Origin of the sequence: Streptomyces sp. NPDC048442, assembly GCF_040651475.1 — a bacterium.
GTDB lineage: Bacteria > Actinomycetota > Actinomycetes > Streptomycetales > Streptomycetaceae > Streptomyces.
On record NZ_JBEZKB010000012.1, the window covers coordinates 132,108 to 150,117 of the forward strand.

18 protein-coding genes and 2 pseudogenes are annotated in these 18,010 nt (G+C 68.1%); 10 read left to right on the top strand and 10 right to left on the bottom strand.

Annotation, left to right across the window (positions count from 1 at the left end):
• Positions 1–79 precede the first annotated feature (79 nt).
• Together AB0D18_RS19875 and AB0D18_RS19880 are read left to right on the top strand one after the other, a co-directional pair.
• A complete protein-coding gene (locus tag AB0D18_RS19875; RefSeq protein ID WP_362419848.1) occupies positions 80–850 on the top strand; it encodes an ATP-grasp domain-containing protein in 771 nt (256 codons plus the stop codon).
• A pseudogene (locus tag AB0D18_RS19880) lies at positions 847–1,284 on the top strand (phosphotransferase); the annotation flags it as partial. The gene AB0D18_RS19875 and the pseudogene AB0D18_RS19880, both read left to right, overlap by 4 nt.
• Positions 1,285–1,577: 293 nt before the next feature.
• Here AB0D18_RS19880 and AB0D18_RS19885 read toward each other — a convergent pair.
• A complete protein-coding gene (locus tag AB0D18_RS19885) occupies positions 1,578–2,540 on the bottom strand; it encodes an SDR family NAD(P)-dependent oxidoreductase (protein WP_362419851.1) in 963 nt (320 codons plus the stop codon).
• Between the two features lie 53 nt (positions 2,541–2,593).
• Between AB0D18_RS19885 and AB0D18_RS19890 the strand changes: the two genes are divergently transcribed.
• On the top strand, positions 2,594–3,040 hold the full coding sequence (locus AB0D18_RS19890) for a MerR family transcriptional regulator (protein WP_362419854.1): 447 nt from the start codon (positions 2,594–2,596) through the stop codon (positions 3,038–3,040).
• A gap of 294 nt (positions 3,041–3,334) precedes the next feature.
• Here the strand turns inward: AB0D18_RS19890 and AB0D18_RS19895 are convergent, their stop codons facing one another.
• Positions 3,335–3,904 carry a MarR family transcriptional regulator gene (locus AB0D18_RS19895; protein ID WP_362420117.1) on the bottom strand — a complete coding sequence of 190 codons (570 nt, stop codon included), beginning with the start codon at positions 3,902–3,904 and terminating at the stop codon, positions 3,335–3,337.
• An 82-nt stretch (positions 3,905–3,986) separates the two neighbouring features.
• Here AB0D18_RS19895 and AB0D18_RS19900 point away from each other — a divergent pair, with 82 nt between their 5' ends.
• Positions 3,987–4,709, top strand: a complete 723-nt coding sequence (locus AB0D18_RS19900; RefSeq protein WP_362419857.1) for an SDR family oxidoreductase — start codon at positions 3,987–3,989, stop codon at positions 4,707–4,709.
• Positions 4,710–5,005: 296 nt separating this feature from the next.
• Here the strand turns inward: AB0D18_RS19900 and AB0D18_RS19905 are convergent, their stop codons facing one another.
• The 3 genes from AB0D18_RS19905 to AB0D18_RS19915 form a co-directional block, all read right to left on the bottom strand.
• Positions 5,006–6,409, bottom strand: a complete 1,404-nt coding sequence (locus AB0D18_RS19905) for a phenylacetate--CoA ligase family protein (protein WP_362419860.1) — start codon at positions 6,407–6,409, stop codon at positions 5,006–5,008.
• A complete protein-coding gene (locus tag AB0D18_RS19910) occupies positions 6,406–7,047 on the bottom strand; it encodes a TetR/AcrR family transcriptional regulator (protein WP_362419863.1) in 642 nt (213 codons plus the stop codon). Before AB0D18_RS19910 ends, AB0D18_RS19905 begins: the two co-directional genes overlap by 4 nt.
• A 728-nt stretch (positions 7,048–7,775) precedes the next feature.
• The gene (locus AB0D18_RS19915; RefSeq protein ID WP_362419866.1) at positions 7,776–8,873 is read right to left on the bottom strand and encodes a barstar family protein; all 1,098 of its coding nucleotides are present in this window, start codon (positions 8,871–8,873) and stop codon (positions 7,776–7,778) included.
• 275 nt (positions 8,874–9,148) lie between these two features.
• On the opposite strand from AB0D18_RS19915, the gene AB0D18_RS19920 reads away from it, so the two are divergent.
• The 3 genes and pseudogenes from AB0D18_RS19920 to AB0D18_RS19930 form a co-directional block, all read left to right on the top strand.
• Positions 9,149–9,754, top strand: coding sequence for a dihydrofolate reductase family protein (locus AB0D18_RS19920; protein ID WP_362419869.1), 606 nt, complete (start codon positions 9,149–9,151; stop codon positions 9,752–9,754).
• 212 nt (positions 9,755–9,966) lie between these two features.
• Positions 9,967–10,578 (top strand): DinB family protein, encoded by a 612-nt coding sequence (locus AB0D18_RS19925; protein ID WP_362419872.1) that lies wholly within the window; start codon positions 9,967–9,969, stop codon positions 10,576–10,578.
• Positions 10,579–10,701: 123 nt separating this feature from the next.
• A pseudogene (locus AB0D18_RS19930) lies at positions 10,702–11,244 on the top strand (HAD domain-containing protein); the annotation flags it as partial.
• A gap of 115 nt (positions 11,245–11,359) precedes the next feature.
• On the opposite strand, the gene AB0D18_RS19935 reads toward AB0D18_RS19930, so the two are convergent.
• Positions 11,360–12,115, bottom strand: a complete 756-nt coding sequence (locus tag AB0D18_RS19935; RefSeq protein WP_362419875.1) for a 2-phosphosulfolactate phosphatase — start codon at positions 12,113–12,115, stop codon at positions 11,360–11,362.
• Positions 12,116–12,194: 79 nt separating this feature from the next.
• Between AB0D18_RS19935 and AB0D18_RS19940 the strand changes: the two genes are divergently transcribed.
• The gene (locus AB0D18_RS19940; protein ID WP_362419878.1) at positions 12,195–12,749 is read left to right on the top strand and encodes a GNAT family N-acetyltransferase; all 555 of its coding nucleotides are present in this window, start codon (positions 12,195–12,197) and stop codon (positions 12,747–12,749) included.
• A 91-nt stretch (positions 12,750–12,840) separates the two neighbouring features.
• Here AB0D18_RS19940 and AB0D18_RS19945 read toward each other — a convergent pair whose 3' ends face one another.
• The gene (locus AB0D18_RS19945; RefSeq protein ID WP_362419881.1) at positions 12,841–13,827 is read right to left on the bottom strand and encodes an aldo/keto reductase; all 987 of its coding nucleotides are present in this window, start codon (positions 13,825–13,827) and stop codon (positions 12,841–12,843) included.
• A 252-nt stretch (positions 13,828–14,079) separates the two neighbouring features.
• Between AB0D18_RS19945 and AB0D18_RS19950 the strand changes: the two genes are divergently transcribed.
• On the top strand, positions 14,080–15,111 hold the full coding sequence (locus tag AB0D18_RS19950) for an alpha/beta hydrolase (protein ID WP_362419884.1): 1,032 nt from the start codon (positions 14,080–14,082) through the stop codon (positions 15,109–15,111).
• Between the two features lie 54 nt (positions 15,112–15,165).
• On the opposite strand, the gene AB0D18_RS19955 is transcribed toward AB0D18_RS19950, so the two are convergent.
• The 3 genes from AB0D18_RS19955 to AB0D18_RS19965 form a co-directional block, all read right to left on the bottom strand.
• On the bottom strand, positions 15,166–15,363 hold the full coding sequence (locus AB0D18_RS19955; RefSeq protein WP_362420120.1) for a ferredoxin: 198 nt from the start codon (positions 15,361–15,363) through the stop codon (positions 15,166–15,168).
• Between the two features lie 52 nt (positions 15,364–15,415).
• Positions 15,416–16,717, bottom strand: a complete 1,302-nt coding sequence (locus AB0D18_RS19960) for a cytochrome P450 (RefSeq protein WP_362419887.1) — start codon at positions 16,715–16,717, stop codon at positions 15,416–15,418.
• A gap of 190 nt (positions 16,718–16,907) precedes the next feature.
• Positions 16,908–17,672, bottom strand: a complete 765-nt coding sequence (locus AB0D18_RS19965) for an alpha/beta hydrolase (protein WP_362419890.1) — start codon at positions 17,670–17,672, stop codon at positions 16,908–16,910.
• Here AB0D18_RS19965 and AB0D18_RS19970 point away from each other — a divergent pair.
• Positions 17,650–18,006: a hypothetical protein gene (locus AB0D18_RS19970; protein WP_362419893.1), complete on the top strand. Its 357-nt coding sequence runs from the start codon at positions 17,650–17,652 to the stop codon at positions 18,004–18,006. The genes AB0D18_RS19965 and AB0D18_RS19970 overlap by 23 nt on opposite strands.
• Positions 18,007–18,010: the final 4 nt, after the last annotated feature.

Genomic DNA, 18,010 nt, shown 5'->3' on the forward strand with positions numbered 1-18,010 from the left:
TCACGGGGCTGCGCTGTGAGGCGCTGACGATGCTTGCGGGGTCGAGAGTCGCGGGGCAGCGCGTTGCGGGGTGTGAGGCGTGACGCTCGTACTGCCGCCCCGGCTCACTGCCTCCGCACAGGCGATGCGTGACGCCGCGCACGAACGAGGCCTGCCCACGGTGCAGCTGCCGACCCTCGACGTACCTGCCGAGTTGCACGCCGAGCACCTTCATGCTGGGCCCAGCTTTGCGGACGTCGTGGCGCCCGTACTGGGCATCGGCCTGCTGCAGGCACCCGAGGACTGGCTTGCCCTGCTGCCCCGTACCTACACGGGGCGCGAAATCCACCTCATGACCATCCGTCAGGCGTACGACCTGCGGCGGCCGGTGTTCATCAAGTCCCCCAACGACAAGCTGATCCGGGCCCTGGTCTACACCGATGGATCGCGGTTGCCCGGCCCGGACGAGGTGGCCCCGGAGACCCCGGTACTGGTGAGTGAGGTGGTGGAGTTCGCCGCCGAGTACCGGCTGTATCTGCTCGACGGGGCGGTCCACGCCGGCAGCCGGTACTCGGAGAACGGACGGCTCAGCCTTGGGCCGCTGAGCGAGGACGCGGCAGCGTTCGGGGCAGAGCTGTTGTCGGCATGCTCTGGGACGCTTCCCTCCGCCATCGTCGTCGACGTGGGCAAGGTCGGCGGGGGCTGGGCGGTGATCGAGGCGAATGCTGCCTGGGCGAGCGGCATGTACACCACGGAGCCGCAACGAGCTCTGGATGTCGTCCTCCGGGCCGCCGGACCGGCTGACGCAGTCACGCCCCGGGACCGACCGTTCCTCCGCAACCCCACTCCCCCGGCTGCGGGCGGCTCATGAAAATAGGCCGGTTGCTGGGATCCGGGCGCAGCGCAGAGGTGTTCGCGCTCGACGCGGAGTGGGTGCTTCGCCGGTATCGGCACGGGGAGGACACCGGAAACGAGGTAGCCGTGATGATGCATCTCGCGGCGAGCGGATTCCCGGTGCCGACCGTCCGCATCACTGACGTCCCGTCGGAGATGGTGATGGAACGGCTGCATGGGAAGACGATGCTTCAGGCATGGCTGGCGGGCGAGATCACCGAACAAGATGCAGCGGCGACACTCGCCCAACTCCTGCACCGCCTGCACGCGGTACCGGCCCGGGTCGCCGCGCTTCCCGGGGACCGGATTCTCCATCTCGATCTGCATCCGAACAACGTGATGCTGACTGCTCGGGGCCCAGTGGTGATCGACTGGCACACGACGGCGGAGGGACCGGAGGGACTGGACTGGGCAATGTCCGCACTGATTCTTGCCGAGGTCAGTGACCTTGGTGCACACGCTGGTGAACTCGGTCTCCACCTGCCCGAACCCCACGACCCGTACCGGAGCGTCGCGGGCCGAAGCGCGGTAGGCCGGTGCTGTCCGCGGGCATGTGTTGTCCGCGGACAACAACTACGGCTCTCCCCTCCCCCACTCCCCTGGTGCAGGCTTCTCGGGTGCCGCACGCGCAGACTGTCTCGGCGAGGAGGATTTTGTTGTCCGCGGACAACACGGGAGCCTCGCGTCGGTAGCTGTAGAGGCGATCAGAAGGTGTTCAGGCCGGTCAGTTCGCTGGAGAGTTCCCAGAGGCGGGCCGCTGCAGCGGGGTTGGTTGCCCAGGGCTTGGTGCCACCGACGAGCATGTCATCGCTCGTGGCAGGCTCGGCAAGATCGCAGTCCTGGCAGTAGGCGCCTCCCCGGCGGGCGTTGTCCAACAGGGGCGAGGTCGCTGCCCATACGGTCGTGGCAGCGCCTTGCTGAGGGGTCTTGAAGCCGGCGGCGGGACTGCCATCCTCAGTGGTCCACCCCTGGGCGTGCCAGTCCTCGCGAGGGATGTGGCGTTGCAGCGGGGTGAGGATGCTGCCCGGGTGAACGGCGAAGGACCGTATGCCGTTGTCTGGGCCGAGGCTGTCGAGGTGCAGGGCGAACAGTGCGTTGGCGGTTTTGGACTGGGCGTAGGCCAGCCACCTGTCGTAGCCGGTGCGGAAGTGGAGATCGTCCCAGCGGATCTCGGAGAGGAAGTGCCCGGAGGAAGCCACCGTCACCACTCGGGATCCGTTGGGGCTGAGGGCGGGACGGAGCCGGTGGGTGAGCGCGAAGTGACCGAGGTGGTTGAGGGCGAAGTGTGCTTCCCAGCCGTCGGGTCCCACCCGGGTCTCCGGCCAGGCCATCACGCCCGCGTTGTTGATGAGGAGATCGAGAGTGCGGCCGGTCTCAAGGAAGCGTTCGGAGAAGGAGCGGATGCTCTCCAGATCTGCCAGGTCGAGTGCATGGGTCTCTGCGCCGGGGATGCCGCGTAGGACAGTTGCGGCAAGCGAGGGGCGACGGGCGGGCACGACTACTTGGGCGCCCGCATGCGCGAGGGCGCGCGTGGTCTCCAGCCCGATGCCTGAATAGCCACCCGTGATGAGAGCTGTGGTGCCGGTCAGGTCGATGCCCGCAAGTACGTCGTCAGCCGTGCTGTGGGCACCGAAGCCCGTTCCGATCTTCTGCTGCTTCGTGGTCATACGGGTGACGCTAAAACCTAGAGTGCAAGCGAGGTCAAGGTATCTTCAGGGCCATGATCCACGAGTCGAAGTCGGAGAAGGCGGGCGGCGGGCTGCCCATCGGCAAGGTTTCCGAGATGACCGGACTGGGCGTCCATGCGCTTCGGTTCTTCGAGCGCGAGGGACTTCTCCTGCGTGACATCCCGCGTACGAGTGGCGGGCAACGGATCTACGAGCAGGCGGATGTGGACTGGCTCGTCCTGTGCTGCCGACTCCGTGACTCGGACATGCCGATCGCCACCCTCAGACGCTTTGCCGAACTCGTCCGCTCAGGTCCGGGAAACGAACCGGAGCGCCTTGCGATGCTTCAGGAGCACGAGCGGAGTGTGCGCACAAAGATCGCCGGCCTGACCGCGAGCCTCGATGTGATCCACGGGAAAGTCACTGTCTACGAACAGCATGTAAGGGACGGGACAGCGGCCGGAGTCTGGTCACCGACACCGGGGCAGAACCCATCCTGATGACTCCATCTGTTGTCCGCGGACAACACCCGTTTGTTGTCCGCGGACAACAAACGGGATCGGCGGGGGAGCCGCAGGCACTCCGGAAGCAGCATCGGCTGTCTTCGGCGGAGGCTGGATGTGTTGTCCGCGGACAACATGTCGTCGCTCTCACAGCACTCGCAAAGCACGAGTGGAGGGTGATCTGGACTCGAGCTGTGGGCAGGTGTTGGGGGAGTGGCCCCGGAGTTCTGTTGTCCGCGGACAACACCGGTTGCCGTCAGGCCTGCGGTCGGCCCTGTCCGTTCGGCTGCGTCAGTCTTCTCCCACGTGGGCGATCCGGTCGTCGCCGAGCCGGTGCTGAACATCCTGGAGTAGGGCCTGGAGCAGTTCCGTGAGGTGGGTCTGTTGGACCGTGGTCAGGCCGTCGATCAATTGGGCCTCACGGCTCAGCACCTGATCCACCGTCGTCTCCACCAGATCGTGGCCGAGCTGGGTCAGGGTGATCTGGACGCTGCGGGGGCGGCCTTCGCCGGGGCGGCGGGTGACGAGGCCCTCGCGTTCCGCGCGGGCAACGCGTTGTGAGATGGCGCCGGCGGTGACCAGGGAACGACGACTGAGTTCGCGTGTGCTGAGGGTGTACGGGGTGCCGCTTCGGCGTAGCACGCTGAGCAGGTCGAGCGTGGCGGCGTCCACTCCGGCTTGCGCGAGCACGCGTCGGCGGTCGTCGCCCAGCAGCTTGGCGAGGCGCCAGATCGGGGTGACGATGCCGATCGAGGAAACGGGGGTGCCCGGGCGCTCGCGTTCCCAGGCGGCGGCGATGTCTTGGACGGGATATCTGGACGCGCCGTCGGTTGGGTACGGCCCGCCCTCGTCCGGGATCACGGGTTCGCTTGCCAAGGTGCCACTCCCCTGTTTACGTTTAGATCTAAATTTAGGTCTGAATGAGAATGCTTGGAGGCATCGTATGACACGCAACATCCTCGTCACCGGTGGCGGTACGGGTATCGGCCGAGCCATCGCCGAGCACTTCGCGGCACAGGGTGATGCCGTCGTCGTGACGGGTCGGCGAGCCGAGCCGCTCCAAGAGATGGCCGCGCAGAACGACAAGGTGCGAGCCGTGGTCTGTGACCACACGGACCCTGCCGCGCTCACCAGGCTTCTGGCTGAACTGCCCGGGAGTATCGATGTGCTGGTCAACAATGCGGGTGGCAACACCGACTTTGACGCCGACGCTGCCACCGACCTGGCTTCCTACGCCCGTGGCTTCCGAGCCAATCTCGATGCGAATCTGGTGGGCGCCGCGCTGACGACGCGGGCATTGAAGGACCGGCTGTCCGCCGACGGCACCGTGGTGCAGATCGGGTCCATCGCCGCCGACCAGGGCTCGGGCTCGTACGGAGCTGCGAAGGCGGGACTCGCCTCCTGGAACCTCAGCCTCGCTGTGGAACTCGGAGCCCGTGGCATCACCGCCAATGTCGTCTCCGCGGGATACATCGCCGATACGGAGTTCTTCCGTGACCACCTGTCCGAAGAACGCCGCAGCACATTGATCTCTGCCACCGCGACCGGTCGGGCTGGTACGCCCGAGGACATCGTGGGCGCCGTCGCCTTCCTCGCTTCTCCGGCGGCCCGTCACCTCACCGGGCAGGTCCTGAACGTGAACGGTGGCGCGCACATGACCCGATGAGGCCAGCCCCGTGGGGCGGGCGGGCCGGCCCGGAGAGCACAGGATTGTTGTCCGCGGACAACGCCAGGGGCGGCTGGACCGCGGCAGTGGGGTGGCTGCGGAGCCCAGGTTCTGTTGTCCGCGGACAACACCAGGAGCGGCTGGCCCGCGGCAGTGGGGTGGCTGTTGAATCCGGGTTTTGTTGTCCGCGGACAACACCGGGGGTGGCCGGGCAGCGGCAGCGGGGTGGCTGTTGAGCTCGGGATGTGTTGTCCGCGGACAACACATCCCGCTGCGGGAACCCGCAATCTCAAGGATCAGGCGAGCGGGACAACAGCCCTGAACTTGCCGCCGGGTGACTGCTGCGGAGGTTCGTTTGCCCGCTCAATGGTCAGGTGGCCGAGTTTGTTGTCCGCGGACAACAGGGTCAGTTCCCGATGTACGGCCTGCCATGTGGAGTCCGGGTCCGCACCGTCAGCGACTCGGAGCCGTACCCGCAGTACGGTCGGCGCGGACTGCTCGATCTGGAACAGTTCCACTCCGGGAGTGCGGTCGAACAGCGTGCTGAACGCCAGCGGGCTGAGCCGGACGGGGTCGCCGGAGCCGTCGGCCGGAAAGGTCAGGATGTCACCCGCACGGCCCTGTACTCGGATCGCCGGCAGCGGGCTTCCGCAAGGACAGCGATCGGGACGCTGGAGGACACTGTCGCCGAGGTCGTACCGCAGGAACGGCTGCACCCGGTTGGCGAGATTGGTGATCAGTACGGTGTGCGAGTGCTCGCCGGGCGGAGTCGGCCGGTGATCCGCGTCGACCGGTTCCACCACCACCCAGTCGCTGTTGACGTGGTACCAACCCTCCGCGCAGCTGTAGCTGAGGTAGGTGCACTCGGTCGCCGCGTACACCGTGCGGGTTGTGGTGCCGAAGGCACCGGCGATGCGGTCGGTGTCGGCCGTGGTCATCGTTTCGCCTGCGGGCTGCATCAGTACCGGGTCGATGTGCAGGCGGCCCGCCTCCTGCTCTGCGGTGAGCAGCATGATCGTGCTGGCGTATCCAATGACGACGGCGGGTCGGTAGGCATTGAGCTGTGCCACCAGTTCGGGCATGGGTGTGTGGACGGAAAAAGAACGGAGGATTCTGCTCCGCCAGCCGCCTTCGAGCAATGCGCGGCGGTAACCGGCGAAGCCCGCGTAGTGCCCGTCGGCGGCGACCAGTTGGGCAAATCGCCCACCGTGGGCCGCAGCCCGGAGGATGCCACGGGGGCCCAGCCAGGTGGCGAGCGCTTGAGAGGTGAGCGCGGCGCCCACGGCCATGTAGCGGTCGTCGAGTACGAACAGGCCGCGTCGACCGCTGGTCCCCGACGTGGTGGCCACCATGTACTGCCCGAGGAACCGCTGCCCGATGAGTTCTGGGTCGTCGGTGAATGCCCGCACGGTCTCGTACGTGACTGCGCGGTCGGTCGCCCAGTCGTCGAAGTGGGTCATCAACTGCTGCTTGTCGGTGACCGGCAGAAGCGTCGGGTCGTCCACCCGCGGGGGGAGGCCCTGGTAGAGATCGCGGTAGTACGGCGAGAAGCTGCGGGCGCGGGCCACGGCGTCGGCTAACCGGGCCTGCTGACGGCGGGTCAGGCCGCAGGGGCCCTGCTTGCGGGCACGGCGGATGTCCGTTCCCAACCACGACATGCTGCCCGGGGAGGCAGGGTTGTCCTGCTTCGTTGTGGTCATCGGTCTGTGCTCCTTCGTTGGGTGAGGGCCGTTGCTGCTAGGCCGGTCTGCTGGAGGACGGCGAGGAAGTAGGCCTTGATCTCTTCCGCGCCGGTGCTGTCGGGATGGGCGGCCAGGTGCTGCAACGCCGCACCGCTGAGGACTTGTTGGAGGACTTCGGGGTCACTGCTCGGTGGGAGCAGACCGGCGCTGCGGGCCTGTTCGAGGGTGGTGCGGACGGCTCGGCCCTGGCGGCTGCCGTGGGCGGTGTCGTACGCGCGGAGCAGCTCCGGGAGGTCGTCCAGCGTGCCGTACAGGCGCCGGATCAGGCGCCGGGCGCGAGGGTCGCTGAGCTGGCCGGCCCAGTCGGTGACCATGGCGTCGATGTCGGGCCAGCCCGGCAGATCGTCGGTGTCGGTGTCGGCGCCGCGGAACTCCCACTCGACCGCTCGCACCAGCAGTTCGGTCAGGTTCGGGAACCGGCGATACACGGTCGCGCGGGTGACTCCGGCTCGGCGTGCGATCTGCTCGATGCTGGTCCAGCCGATGCCTCGCTCGATGAGTAGGTCGAGGGCTGCGGCGAGAATCGCTTCGTCGGCCTCTCGGCTGCGCGGGCGGCCGGGTGGCCTGGGAGAGGGAGAACCGTGATCGATCATCATGGATCGAAACGATACGGTACTGCACCGTATTTAATCCAGAGGGTGAAGCGAAGCCAGATCGATCGGACAACTCGGCTGAAGGCTTCAAATTTCGCAAACTGGGGCGAAAATCGACCCACAGAATGGGGCCTCACGCCCCCGATCTCGCACCTGCCGGTGTGATGGGGTCAAGAGGGTGGCGAGAGGCCTCCAGTGGGGTTCCTGTGGGTTTTTGACCCCTGGGGAGGGGCCCGGTGGAGCAGTGGGGATCGAAACTGAGCGTTTGTGACTGAGCGCTTCCTTCACTTGGCGAGTGCGCCGTTGACTTGGCGGGGCTGTGCGCTTGAGTTGCCGGGCAGAGTAGCGGGCCGGCTTCATACCTGCGGGGTCTTCACGGAAAGCCGTACGGGAGGCCGGTGCTGGGGGCATGGCGGATAGCGGCACCTGCCCACTTGGCGAAGCGGGTCGTAGGAAAAGCAGGTGCTGACTCACAGGCCGTACGGGCAACATGCGTTCATGTCTACCGAAGTCAGCGGGATGATCGAGTGCCGGCCAGATGCCCGCCTCTGAGGCCCCGACGACGAGGACTCCGTGTGGCACGCCACCATCGACCTCTTCCTACTCAACAACGGCAACGCCTACGACGCCCTCGCCTGCCTCTTCGGCATCCGGAACCACTTTGGCTTCCGCCCTGTAGTCCAACGGACCGGCAGCAGCGTTGAATTCACTACCGCGGCAGTTCGGCAAGTTCACGTGAGGGTCACGTGCATCCCGCCCTCGGCCAGAACTTCGATTACCAGGGCGACTAGGTCATATTGCTCACCCTCTGGCGCCAGGACGCGGGACAGGTGCTTGCGTGCAGTCGCAGCGTCCCGCCAGACCAAGGTCGCGGGAGCGGTATAGCCGAAGTTGCCGCGCAGACAGTCCACGAGGGCGTCCAAGCAGCCGCCGAAGTAGCCGCCCGGCCCGTTGACGGCCTCGCCGAGTGCCAGGTAGAGGCCTGGTTCGTTCGTGATGTGCCGGCCATCCAGCTCGTACGAGTGTTCGGCCTGCCGGTCCTGGTGCTTGAGCCGACAGCCCCGCTCCCGGACGAGATCGAGCCAGGCCCCAATCCGGCGGGTCTCGAGCCCGGCCCAAGCACCAGAGGTGTCCGGCGGGCCGGCAAGCCAGCGCTCCCATACTGGACGGGCGTATCCCGGTACGGGTGCGAGGTGTCCGTCGAGTTCCAGATCAATCAGCTCCGTTCCGCGGGAGGACGGCTGCCACGTACGGACTTTGGGTCGCAGCAGTCGATCGGTGAGCGGTTCGCCCCGGTCGTCCCGTATCTCAAGCCAGACCTCTTCCAGGTCCAGCGTGTGCCGGGTGCCCGTAGCCAGTGCCCGCCGTAGCCGATCACTCGGGGCAAGCCCCCGCAGGACGAGAGGAGGTTCCACTTGCTCGGGCGGCAGGACGCGGGCGAACTCCCGGCAGGAACCCAGCCACCGGTACCCGTCGTGCAGCCGGACACGCCCCCGGTGCCCCTCGGGCGGGCCCACGTAGTCGTCCAGACCGGTGAGCACAAGACCGTCCGCCCCCGGGTACTGCCCGAGACTCTCCGCGTCCTCCAGCAGCCAGGCATCGAGCGTCCTGTCCTCCGGCACCAGCCACACCCTGCTACCGACCCAGCCGCGGGGGACCTCAGCTCCATCCGAAACCCAGCCGAACAGCTCGTACGTCCCGCGCAGGGGTTCCCGGAACAATCCCTCCACCTCGGCGCAGACGCCCCAGACGTGGCCGCTTCCTGTGTCCGTCAGCGCGTACCGTCCCTGCCCGCGATGGCTCCTGTCCACATGCACGGTGGGAATCATGCCCAGACCAGGGGTAGTCCGTGAAGCTCTTTTCGAGATCAGTCACGGTGAATCGTTCCGGGTCGGATGGAGGTGGAGGTTGAGTGTTTGATCTGGCGGATGGCGCCATCTGAAGCATGCAGTCGCAGCTTTTCAGTTGGCCCCTGAGTGTTGTCCTTGGCCCGGCTGAGCGTGATGGTTGGCCAGACCGTTTCCTCGTTACTCCACGGTGTGACCGATGAGTTTGTTGCTCGCGGTCGGTCCAAGCTCGTGACACCCCAGGAAAGGACACCGCCATGTCGGAGCTTCTTGTCGATTTCATCACCTCCCTCGACGGCCATGCATCGGGAGAGGGTTGGCCTGGTTTCTGGGGCCTGGAGGGCCCGGAGTACCTCGCTTGGCTCGGAGAGCAGCCCGAGGTCACTTACCTGATGGGAGCGAACACCTACCGCCTGATGTCGGGCTTCGCCGCCGGCGAGGTCCCGAAGGGCCAAGACGAGTTCAGGCCCGAAGAAGAGGAGTCCGTCGACGAGCTCACGCAGGCGTCGAAGGTGGTGTTCTCCTCCTCACTCGAGGAGCCACTGACGTGGTCCAACTCCACGCTCGTCCGCGACGACGCTGTCGAGGCGGTCCGCGCCATGAAGTCGAGTGGCTCGGGGCTCCTCAGCACGATCGGCAGCCTCAACCTGTGCCGGTCCCTGCTACGAGCCGGACTCGTCGACCGCTTCCGGGTCGTGATGTTCCCGGTGATCACCGGGGCCACGGGCGAGGAACGCATCTACGACGGCTATCCGGACGTTGCCCTCGACATGATCGAGCACCGCACCTTCGACGGCCGCATCCAGTTGGTCGAGTACAAGCCCCGCGTGCTCGAGCACCCGCCGCTCGGCGCCCCTGCGTGACGTGGCCCCGTCGGTGCCGGTCTGGAGGGCTGCCAGGCCGGCGCCGACGGGCGCGGAGCAAGACCGTAAGTAGGGGGCGAACGGCCAACGTCAGACGCCCGGCCCACCTGGCTCCGAGCGTGGCGAGGCCGTCAATTTGCCTGCCCGGGTGAGGGATTGAGGTGCTGCCCGCACAACAAGCGATTGTCAGTGCTGGATGCGATGGTGGGGGCATGACTTCATTGGATCCGAAGCAGGAACTGCATCACTACCTCAAGTCCGCCCGCGAAGCGCTGGTCTGGAAGGTCGAGGGGTTGTCGGAGTACGACGCCCGCCGCCCGATGACCCCGACCGGTACCAATCTGCTGGGGCTGCTCAAACACCTGGCCGGCTGTGAGGTGGGGTATTTCGGCGACACCTTCGGGCGCCCGTTCACCGGGGAGCCGATGCCTTGGCTGCAGGAGTTCGACGACGACCCGACGGTGGACATGTGGGCCGCCGCCGACGAGCCCCGTGAGTACATCGTCGGCCTGTACCGGAAGGCGTGCGCCCACTCGGACGCCACGATCGAAGCCCTGTCCTGGGACTCCACGGGGCGCGTCCCGCACTGGCCGGAGGGCCGGAGCGAGGTGTCCCTGCACCGGGTCCTGGTCCACATGCTCGCCGAGACCAACCGGCACGGCGGCCATGCGGACATCATCCGTGAACTCGTCGACGGGGCCGCCGGACTGCAGGACGGCAACGAGAACATGCCGCCGACGGAGGGCCTCTCCTGGGAGGAGTACCGGGAGCGGTTGGAGGAGGTGGCACGGGAGGCAGAAGAGTCCGCGGGGAAGAAGGCCTAGCGCGGCCGGCAGGACAAGTCTCGTCGCCGACTTGTCGGAGCGTTGGTACAACGACCAAGGGGGCAATCAGCGCGGGGCAGCCAGTAAGGTGCGCCCGTGACCGGCTCTGACTCTTACCTCGGCATTGGCTCTGCTTCGCAGTATCGGGAGCCGCTTCTCTTCCTCGACGTTGACGGGCCGCTCATCCCCTTCGGTGCACCGCCGCAGGAGTATTCGACGTACCGGACGGCCATCGGTGCGGCGGAGCACACCGCAGCCTCTCTCCTGGCCAGGGTCAACCCCGGGAACGGCCCTCGGCTGATGGCCTTGCCGTGCGAGCTGGTGTGGGCGACCACCTGGGGGGAGGATGCGAACGAGTGCGTGGCCCCGCTGCTCGGTCTGCCGCGGTTGCCGGTGGTGGACCAGCCCGAGCCGGACGAGTCCGGTGGACGCGCGGCACTGGAGGAGCTGGATGCCCGTGCTGGGAGGCACTGGAAGACCCGGGCCCTGGTTGATCTGGCAGCAGGCCGCCCGTTCGCCTGGGTCGACGACGAGATCGGCGAAGCCGATCTCGACTGGGTTTCCGACCATCACCCGGGGTGTGCCCTGCTCCACCGTGTCGACCCCCGGAAGGGGCTGGTGGAGGGTGATTTCAGGGTGCTCGGTGAGGCGTTGAGCTGGTTGCGAGAGGCGGGCGAGGCGGGCGAGGCGGGTGAGGGCGGCGGTACGACGGACTCTGTGTGGGGGCGGGTGGCTCAGCGGGTTGTGATGAGTTCGGCTGACGGGTGGGGCGGTAGGGGCTTCAGTCAGTTGCGGTGAAGGCGCCGTCGGTGAGGGTCGGGACGGTGGTGGAGACGTCCAACTCCCTTGCGAGGGCGACGTCTTCGGCGAAGCCGCCCTCGGTGAGTTCGCGTCCTGAGGAGCAGTCAGTGACGGTGGCGTTCACGTCGGCAACCGCGGTATAGGCGGCCGCGGCCGCGGTGGCTTCGGGGGAGAGGCCGGGGTCGGCGGACTCCCGCAGGGCGGCGATGACTGCTCCGGCACCGAGGAGGTCCTCCAGCGCGGGGCGGAGGCTGCCGTCGGGCCAGCGTTCGCCCGCGGCGATCACTCCGACGGGGCGGTCCTCGCGGCCGTAGCCCCGGGCGGTGAGCCATCGGCCCACGGCGGTTGCGTTCCGCAGGGAGGCCGCGACCACTGTGGAACCGTTCGCGGAGGCGGCGATGGCGGACCCGTTGGGGGAGGGGAGGACAAGCCGGGGCGTGAAGGGGGCACCTCGCAGGGCGGCGGGGGAGAGGGTCCAGGGCGTTGCGGCGGAGGCCATGCGGCGGCCCACGGCCAGCTTGGCGTCGTGCTCGGCTGCGTAGGCGAAGGCGCTCTCGTCGCGCCAGCGGTACGGGAAGACGCGGGTTCCGGCTTCCACCGCGATGCTCACGGACGTGGTGAAGGAAAGTACATCGACGACGACCAGGCACGCGACGTCCGCGGCGAGACGGGCCGCGCCCGCAGGCCCCCACTCGAAGCGGACACCGTGCCCCGACTGCAAAGACCATTCGCCCATGAGTGAGGATCATGCCACCCGAGAGCGGCAACACGTACTCGTCTGTGCCAGGACCCCCGTTACGTGTCAGGATGCATGGATGGCTGACGAACCCCAAGGGCCTGCCCTGCTGCAGGAGTTCGTCGCGCCCGGACAGGTCACCCCGGAGCTGAGCCGGCTGCTTGCCGAGTGCTGGGTCGAGGTCACCAACTCCGGCGGGGCGGCCGGGTTTCCCTTTCCTCCGATCGACCTGCCCGAAGCGGCCCGAGCGGTCGACGCGCTCGTCGCCGGCCTCGCGTCGGACAGCTGCCGCCTTCTCACTGCGACGACTGGCGACGGCGCATTGGCCGGCTGGCTGTGCCTGCGCCGGGACCCGTTCGACCTGGTTGCCCATTGGGGCACGCTCCACCACCTCCAGACCCGGCCGGGAGTACGGGGCGCCGGCCACGGCGCCGCCCTCCTGGAGGAGGTACGACGCATCGCCCGGGACGAGATGGGGCTGGAACAGCTCCATCTCGCCGCACGCGGCGGTGCTGGTCTCGAAGGCTTCTACGCACGCCACGGCTGGAAGGAAGTCGGCCGCTGGGCAGGGGCGTTGCGGTTTGCGCCGGAGGACTACCGGGACGAGGTTCTGATGCTGCTCGATCCGCTCTGATCCGATGGGCCGGGCAGGGATGATGGAATTGCGCCGAACCCCTGCCTCCGACCACCGGGCCGTGGTCGAGTGCGTACCGAGCTGATGGGGTTCAGCCGTTGACGAAGGTGAGGCTGGTGGCGTCGTAGCGGGTGCCTGCGACCTGCTCGGGTGGGGCTGCGGCCTCGATGGCGGCGAGGTCGTCGGGGGACAGGTCGACGGTGAGGGACGCGAGGTTCGCCTCCAGGTACTGCTGGCGACGGGTGCCGGGGATCGGCACCACGTCGTCGCCCTGGTGCTGCAGCCAGGCCAGGGCGAGTTCGCCGGCGGTGACCTTCCTTGCCGCAGCCAGTGCGTTCAGCTTGGCGACGATCGCCAGGTTCCGTTCGAGGTTGCCGTCGGCGAAGCGAGGCTGGCTGCGGCGTACGTCGGTCTCGGCGAGCCCCTCGACCGAGTGGTAGCGGCCGGTCAGGAAGCCGCGTCCGAGCGGGGAGAACGGGACCAGTCCGATGCCGAGTTCGCGGCAGACCGGTGCGATCTCAGCCTCCAGGTCGCGCGTCCACAGTGACCATTCGCTCTGCAGCGCGGCGATCGGGTGCACCGCGTGCGCCCGCCGCACAGTGTCTGCGCCGGCTTCGGACAGCCCCAGGTGGCGGACCTTTCCGGCCTGCACCAGCTCGGCCATCGCCCCGACGGTCTCCTCGATCGGTACCACCGGGTCGACCCGGTGCTGGTAGTAGAGGTCGATGTGGTCGACGCCGAGCCGACGCAGCGATGCCTCGCAGGCCTGCCGCACGTAGGCGGCATCGCCGCGGAGCCGGGTGGGCTCGCCCAGGCGGTTGGCGAAGCCGAACTTCGTGGCCAGTACCACCTCGTCGCGGCGCCCGGCGACGGCCCGGCCGATCAGTTCCTCGTTGTGCCCGGCACCGTAGAAGTCGGAGGTGTCGAGGAGAGCCACTCCGAGGTCGAGGGCGTGGTGCAGTGTGGCGATGGACTGTGTGTCGTCCGTGGCGCCGTAGCCGTGGCTCATGCCCATGCAACCGAGGCCCTGCGCGGAGACCGCGAGTTCGCCCAAGTATCGGGTGGGGACGTTGGTCATGGTGCTGCCTCCTGGGGCTGGTGGGGTCCGACGGGGACCGATGGGGTCTGACGGCGGCTTGATGGGGTCTGACGGGGCTGGATCTTCTGACCCGGACGCTAGGTGTTGGAGCGCGCTTCAAGTCAACCGGTCGTGAGTAGGTGTGGATCCGCACCTCAACTTGCTGGAACGGCAACAGGATTGGCGGGTCCTTTCCGCCCGCCGGATGATCGTTGACAGAGCCGTACGCCGTTTTGGACCCGGAGGTGCCCCATGCCGCAGCCCGCCCGGAGCAATGCCCCTGCCCCTGCCCCTGCCCCTGCCCCTGGCCCCACCCACCGTCTGGTTCCCTCGCCCGCGGGACGGATCCATGTGGTGGAGCAGGGCAGTGGGCCGCTGGTGCTGCTGGTACACGGATTTCCGGAGTCCTGGTACTCCTGGCGCCGCCAGTTGCCGGTGCTGGCGGCGGCCGGATACCGGGCGGTCGCCGTCGACGTGCGCGGCTACGGCCGTTCCTCCCGCCCCGCCGATGCAGCGGCGTACGGGATGCTCGACCTCGTCGAGGACAACGTCGCCGTGGTGCACGCGCTCGGGGAACGGAGCGCGGTCGTCGTCGGGCACGACTGGGGCGCGACCATCGCAGCGAACTCCGCCCTGGTCAGGCCGGACGTCTTCCGTGCCGTCGGGCTGCTGAGCGTGCCGTACACCCCGCGCGGCGGCCCACGGCCCAGCGAGGTCTTCGCACAGATGAGTGCAGGGGGGAGTGGGGAGGAGTTCTACGTCTCCTACTTCCAGCAGCCCGGACGGGCCGAGGCGGAGATTGAGCCCGATGTACGGGGGTGGCTCGCGGGCTTCTACGCCGCACTGTCCGCCGACACGATGCCCGGGGCGGACGAGCCGGACCCGCATTTCACTGCCGCCGACGGCACCTTGCGGGACAGGTTCCCCACGGGGCGCCTGCCCGGCTGGCTCAGCGAGGAAGAACTCGACGTCTGCGCCGGGGAGTTCGAGCGGACCGGTTTGACCGGAGCGCTCAACCGTTACCGGAACATGGACCGGGACTGGGAGGATCTCGCCGCTTTCGACAGCGCCCCGATCACCCAGCACTCCCTGTTCGTCGGGGGCGACAAGGACGCCTCCACCGTCTGGCTGGCCGACGCGATCGAGGCGTATCCCGTCACTCTGCCCAGGCTCTTTGGGACGTACCTCCTCAAGGGCTGCGGCCACTGGATCCAGCAGGAGCGCCCCGAGGAGCTCAACCGGATCCTGACCGAGTGGCTTGCGTCGCTGCCCGCGGCTCCGTAGGCGCACCGGGCCCCGGCCCCTCACACCACCATGTCCGTCACACCGGCATGTCCTTCACACCAGCGTGATGGCTTCCGCAGGGCAGAGGCCGGCCGCTTCCCGGGCGTCCTCCAGGTCCCTGTCCGCGTGCGGCAGCCGGGTGCGGAGCAGGAGGACGAGGCCGTCCTCGGCGTCCTGGTCGAACACCTCCGGGGCGGTCAGCACGCACATCCCGGCGCCGAGGCAGCGTTCTCGGTCGGCCCTGACTTCCACGTCGTGGTTGTCGTGGTCGTGGCGCTCGTCGTGTTCGGGTTCCGTCATCGCCCTACGCCTCGCCCCAGGTCACCGGGAGGCTGTGCACCCCGAAGATGCTCATGCCCGTACGGAGCGGTACGTCTTCCGACGGAACTGCCAGCCGCAGGTCGGGGAAGCGGCTGACCAGTGCGGGGATCGCCACCTGCATTTCCACCCGGGCCAGTTGCTGGCCCAGGCACTGGTGGATGCCGTGGCCGAAGCCCAGGTGGCCGGTGGCCTTGCGGCGCAGGTCGAGGGTGTCCGGGTCGGGGAAGCGTAGCGGGTCGCGGTTGGCGGCCTCGATGGACATCGCGACGCTCTGTCCCGCCTTGATGAGCCTGCCGTCCAGTTCGACGTCCTCCAGTGCGGACTTCACGGTGGTCGTGGCGATGGTCAGATAGCGCATCAGCTCCTCGACGGCCTGCGGGGCGAGGGACGGTTCCTCGCGCAGGGCGGCGAACTGGGCCGGGTTGCGGAGCAGGGCGAACGTACCGAAGGCGATCATGTTCGCGGTGGTGTCGAGGCCTGCGGCGAGCAGGAAGCTGCTCACACCGGTGAGTTCCTCGTCGGTGAGGTCGTTCTTGGTCAGATCGCTGAGCATGTCGTCGGTGGGGTTGGCGCGTTTGACGAGCACCAGTTTGTGCATGTACTCGCCGAGGGCATTCATCGCCTCGCCCTGCGCCTGCTGGTCGGTGACGTGGGTGGTCAGCTGCAACGTCCACTTTTGGAACTTCTCCCGGTCGACGGTGGGCACCCCCAGCAGCTCGCAGATCATCAGTGCGGGTATGGGCTGCGCGAACTCCTTCACCAGGTCCACCGGTCCGCCGCGGCGCTCCATCGCGTCCAGGTGCTCGGCGGTGATCTGTTCGGCGCGCGAGGTGAGTTCGCGCATCCGGCGGACCGTGAACCTGCCCATGAGCAGCTTGCGGAACCGGGTGTGCTCGGGGGCGTCCATCCCGGTCATGTCGCCGACCGGCGCGGACGGCAGCTCGCCGATGTCCGCGAAGGGGTAGTGCATGAGCTCGTACTTCGAGCTGAAGCGGGGGTCGGCGAACAGTGACCGGACCATGTCGTACCCCGTGGCCAGCCAGCCGACGTGCCCGTCGGGGAACTGCAGCGGCACCAGCGGGTCCTGCTCGCGCAACTCGCCCAGTTCGGCGGGTGGGTTGAAGGGGCAGCCGGTGGGGCGTGCGGTGGGGAAGGCGATGGGCTCGCGCTCGCGGAGATCCGCTGCTTCAGTCCCTTCGGTCCCTTGAGCCCCTTGAGTCCTTTCAGGTCCTTCGGTCTGTCGGGAGCCGTGCCCGGCCGGGCAGGCCGACGTTTCGTGCTGCATGTGTCCTCCAAGGCAGGTAAGGGGTCACGGCTAGGCGTGACCTCCTCCGTGGTGCCAGTCTGGCATCAGAATGACGCCACTTCAACACCTCTAGGGGGCAACTGGCGTCAAAATGGCTTCGGTTGGCCTCATCTGGCGCCGAATGGTGCCAGATGAGGCCGCTGACGGCGGTGGCGTACCTGCAGAGGGTTCACGCCTTGGCGTGCAGCTTCCGCAGTGCGTCGAGGACCGCGTCGGGGTGCTCGATGTGGAGGTACTGGTGCGAAGCGCCCGCGATCTCGCGGTGCTCGCCCCGGGGGACGACTGCGGTCATGGCTGCATGCAGGGCTCGCAGGCCGTCGTGCGCCTCCCGCAGCAGCCTCTCCGGCATCATCTGCGCCCAGTACGGGTTGGTCCCGCCCGCCGTGAGCACCATCAGTGGTACGTCGGGCAGGGCGCCGCCGCCCCGTAGCTCCTCGTACACCTCGGTCTCGAAGTTCAGCGACTCCATCACGCTGGTGCGCCAGGATGCCAAGTTGTGCTCGATGAGGCGCTCGCGCACCGAAGTCGGCCAGTGCGCGTACAGCTGCGCCCACTGCTTGCGCGCCCCACGGACCTGCTCTTCCGTGAGGTGGTCGGGCAGCTGCTCCGGATCGGGCTTCAGCTGCCCGCTGACCCCGGCGACCTCCTCCGACATGTACGCGAGGATGTCCTCGTGGCCGGGGTCCAGTAGGAGCAGTAGATCGCGTAGCTCGACCGTCACCTCGGTGGGGGTGCGGGGCAGGGTGGCCGGTTCGCTCCAGCCCGTTCCTGCCCGGTCGTACAGCACGCTCGTCGTGAACTCCGCCGCTCCCGCCTGGATGTTGAGGAAGTCCGGGCCGACCAGTCCTGCTCCCGGAAGCAGCACTACGGCGGGCCCACCGGAGCCGGACCGGTTGGGAAAGGTGGCAGCTGTGGGCAGGGAGCGGGCTGTCATCGCCGACGATTCGGCCGACCCCGCCGTGCGGCTCGCGACGGAGGACTACCGCCGGGGATTCGCCGCGGCGACGGCCGTTCTGCTCGCCGAGTTCGGTGCCTACCTCGACCGGGGCGACGCGGACCCGGCCGCCGACCTGGTGGGATTCCGGCAGCATGCGCTCTGGCTCAGCCGTGACGAACTCGTTGAGCTGGTGGGGGACCTGCAGGCTGCGATCGCGCCGCGCATGCGGAACGGTCCGAGTCCGGAGCGTACGCAACACCTGCTCAGCCCGATCATGTTCCCGATGGGGGAGGCGGGGGCCGGGCAGGCGGAGGGCGGGCGGGGCGCATAGCGGG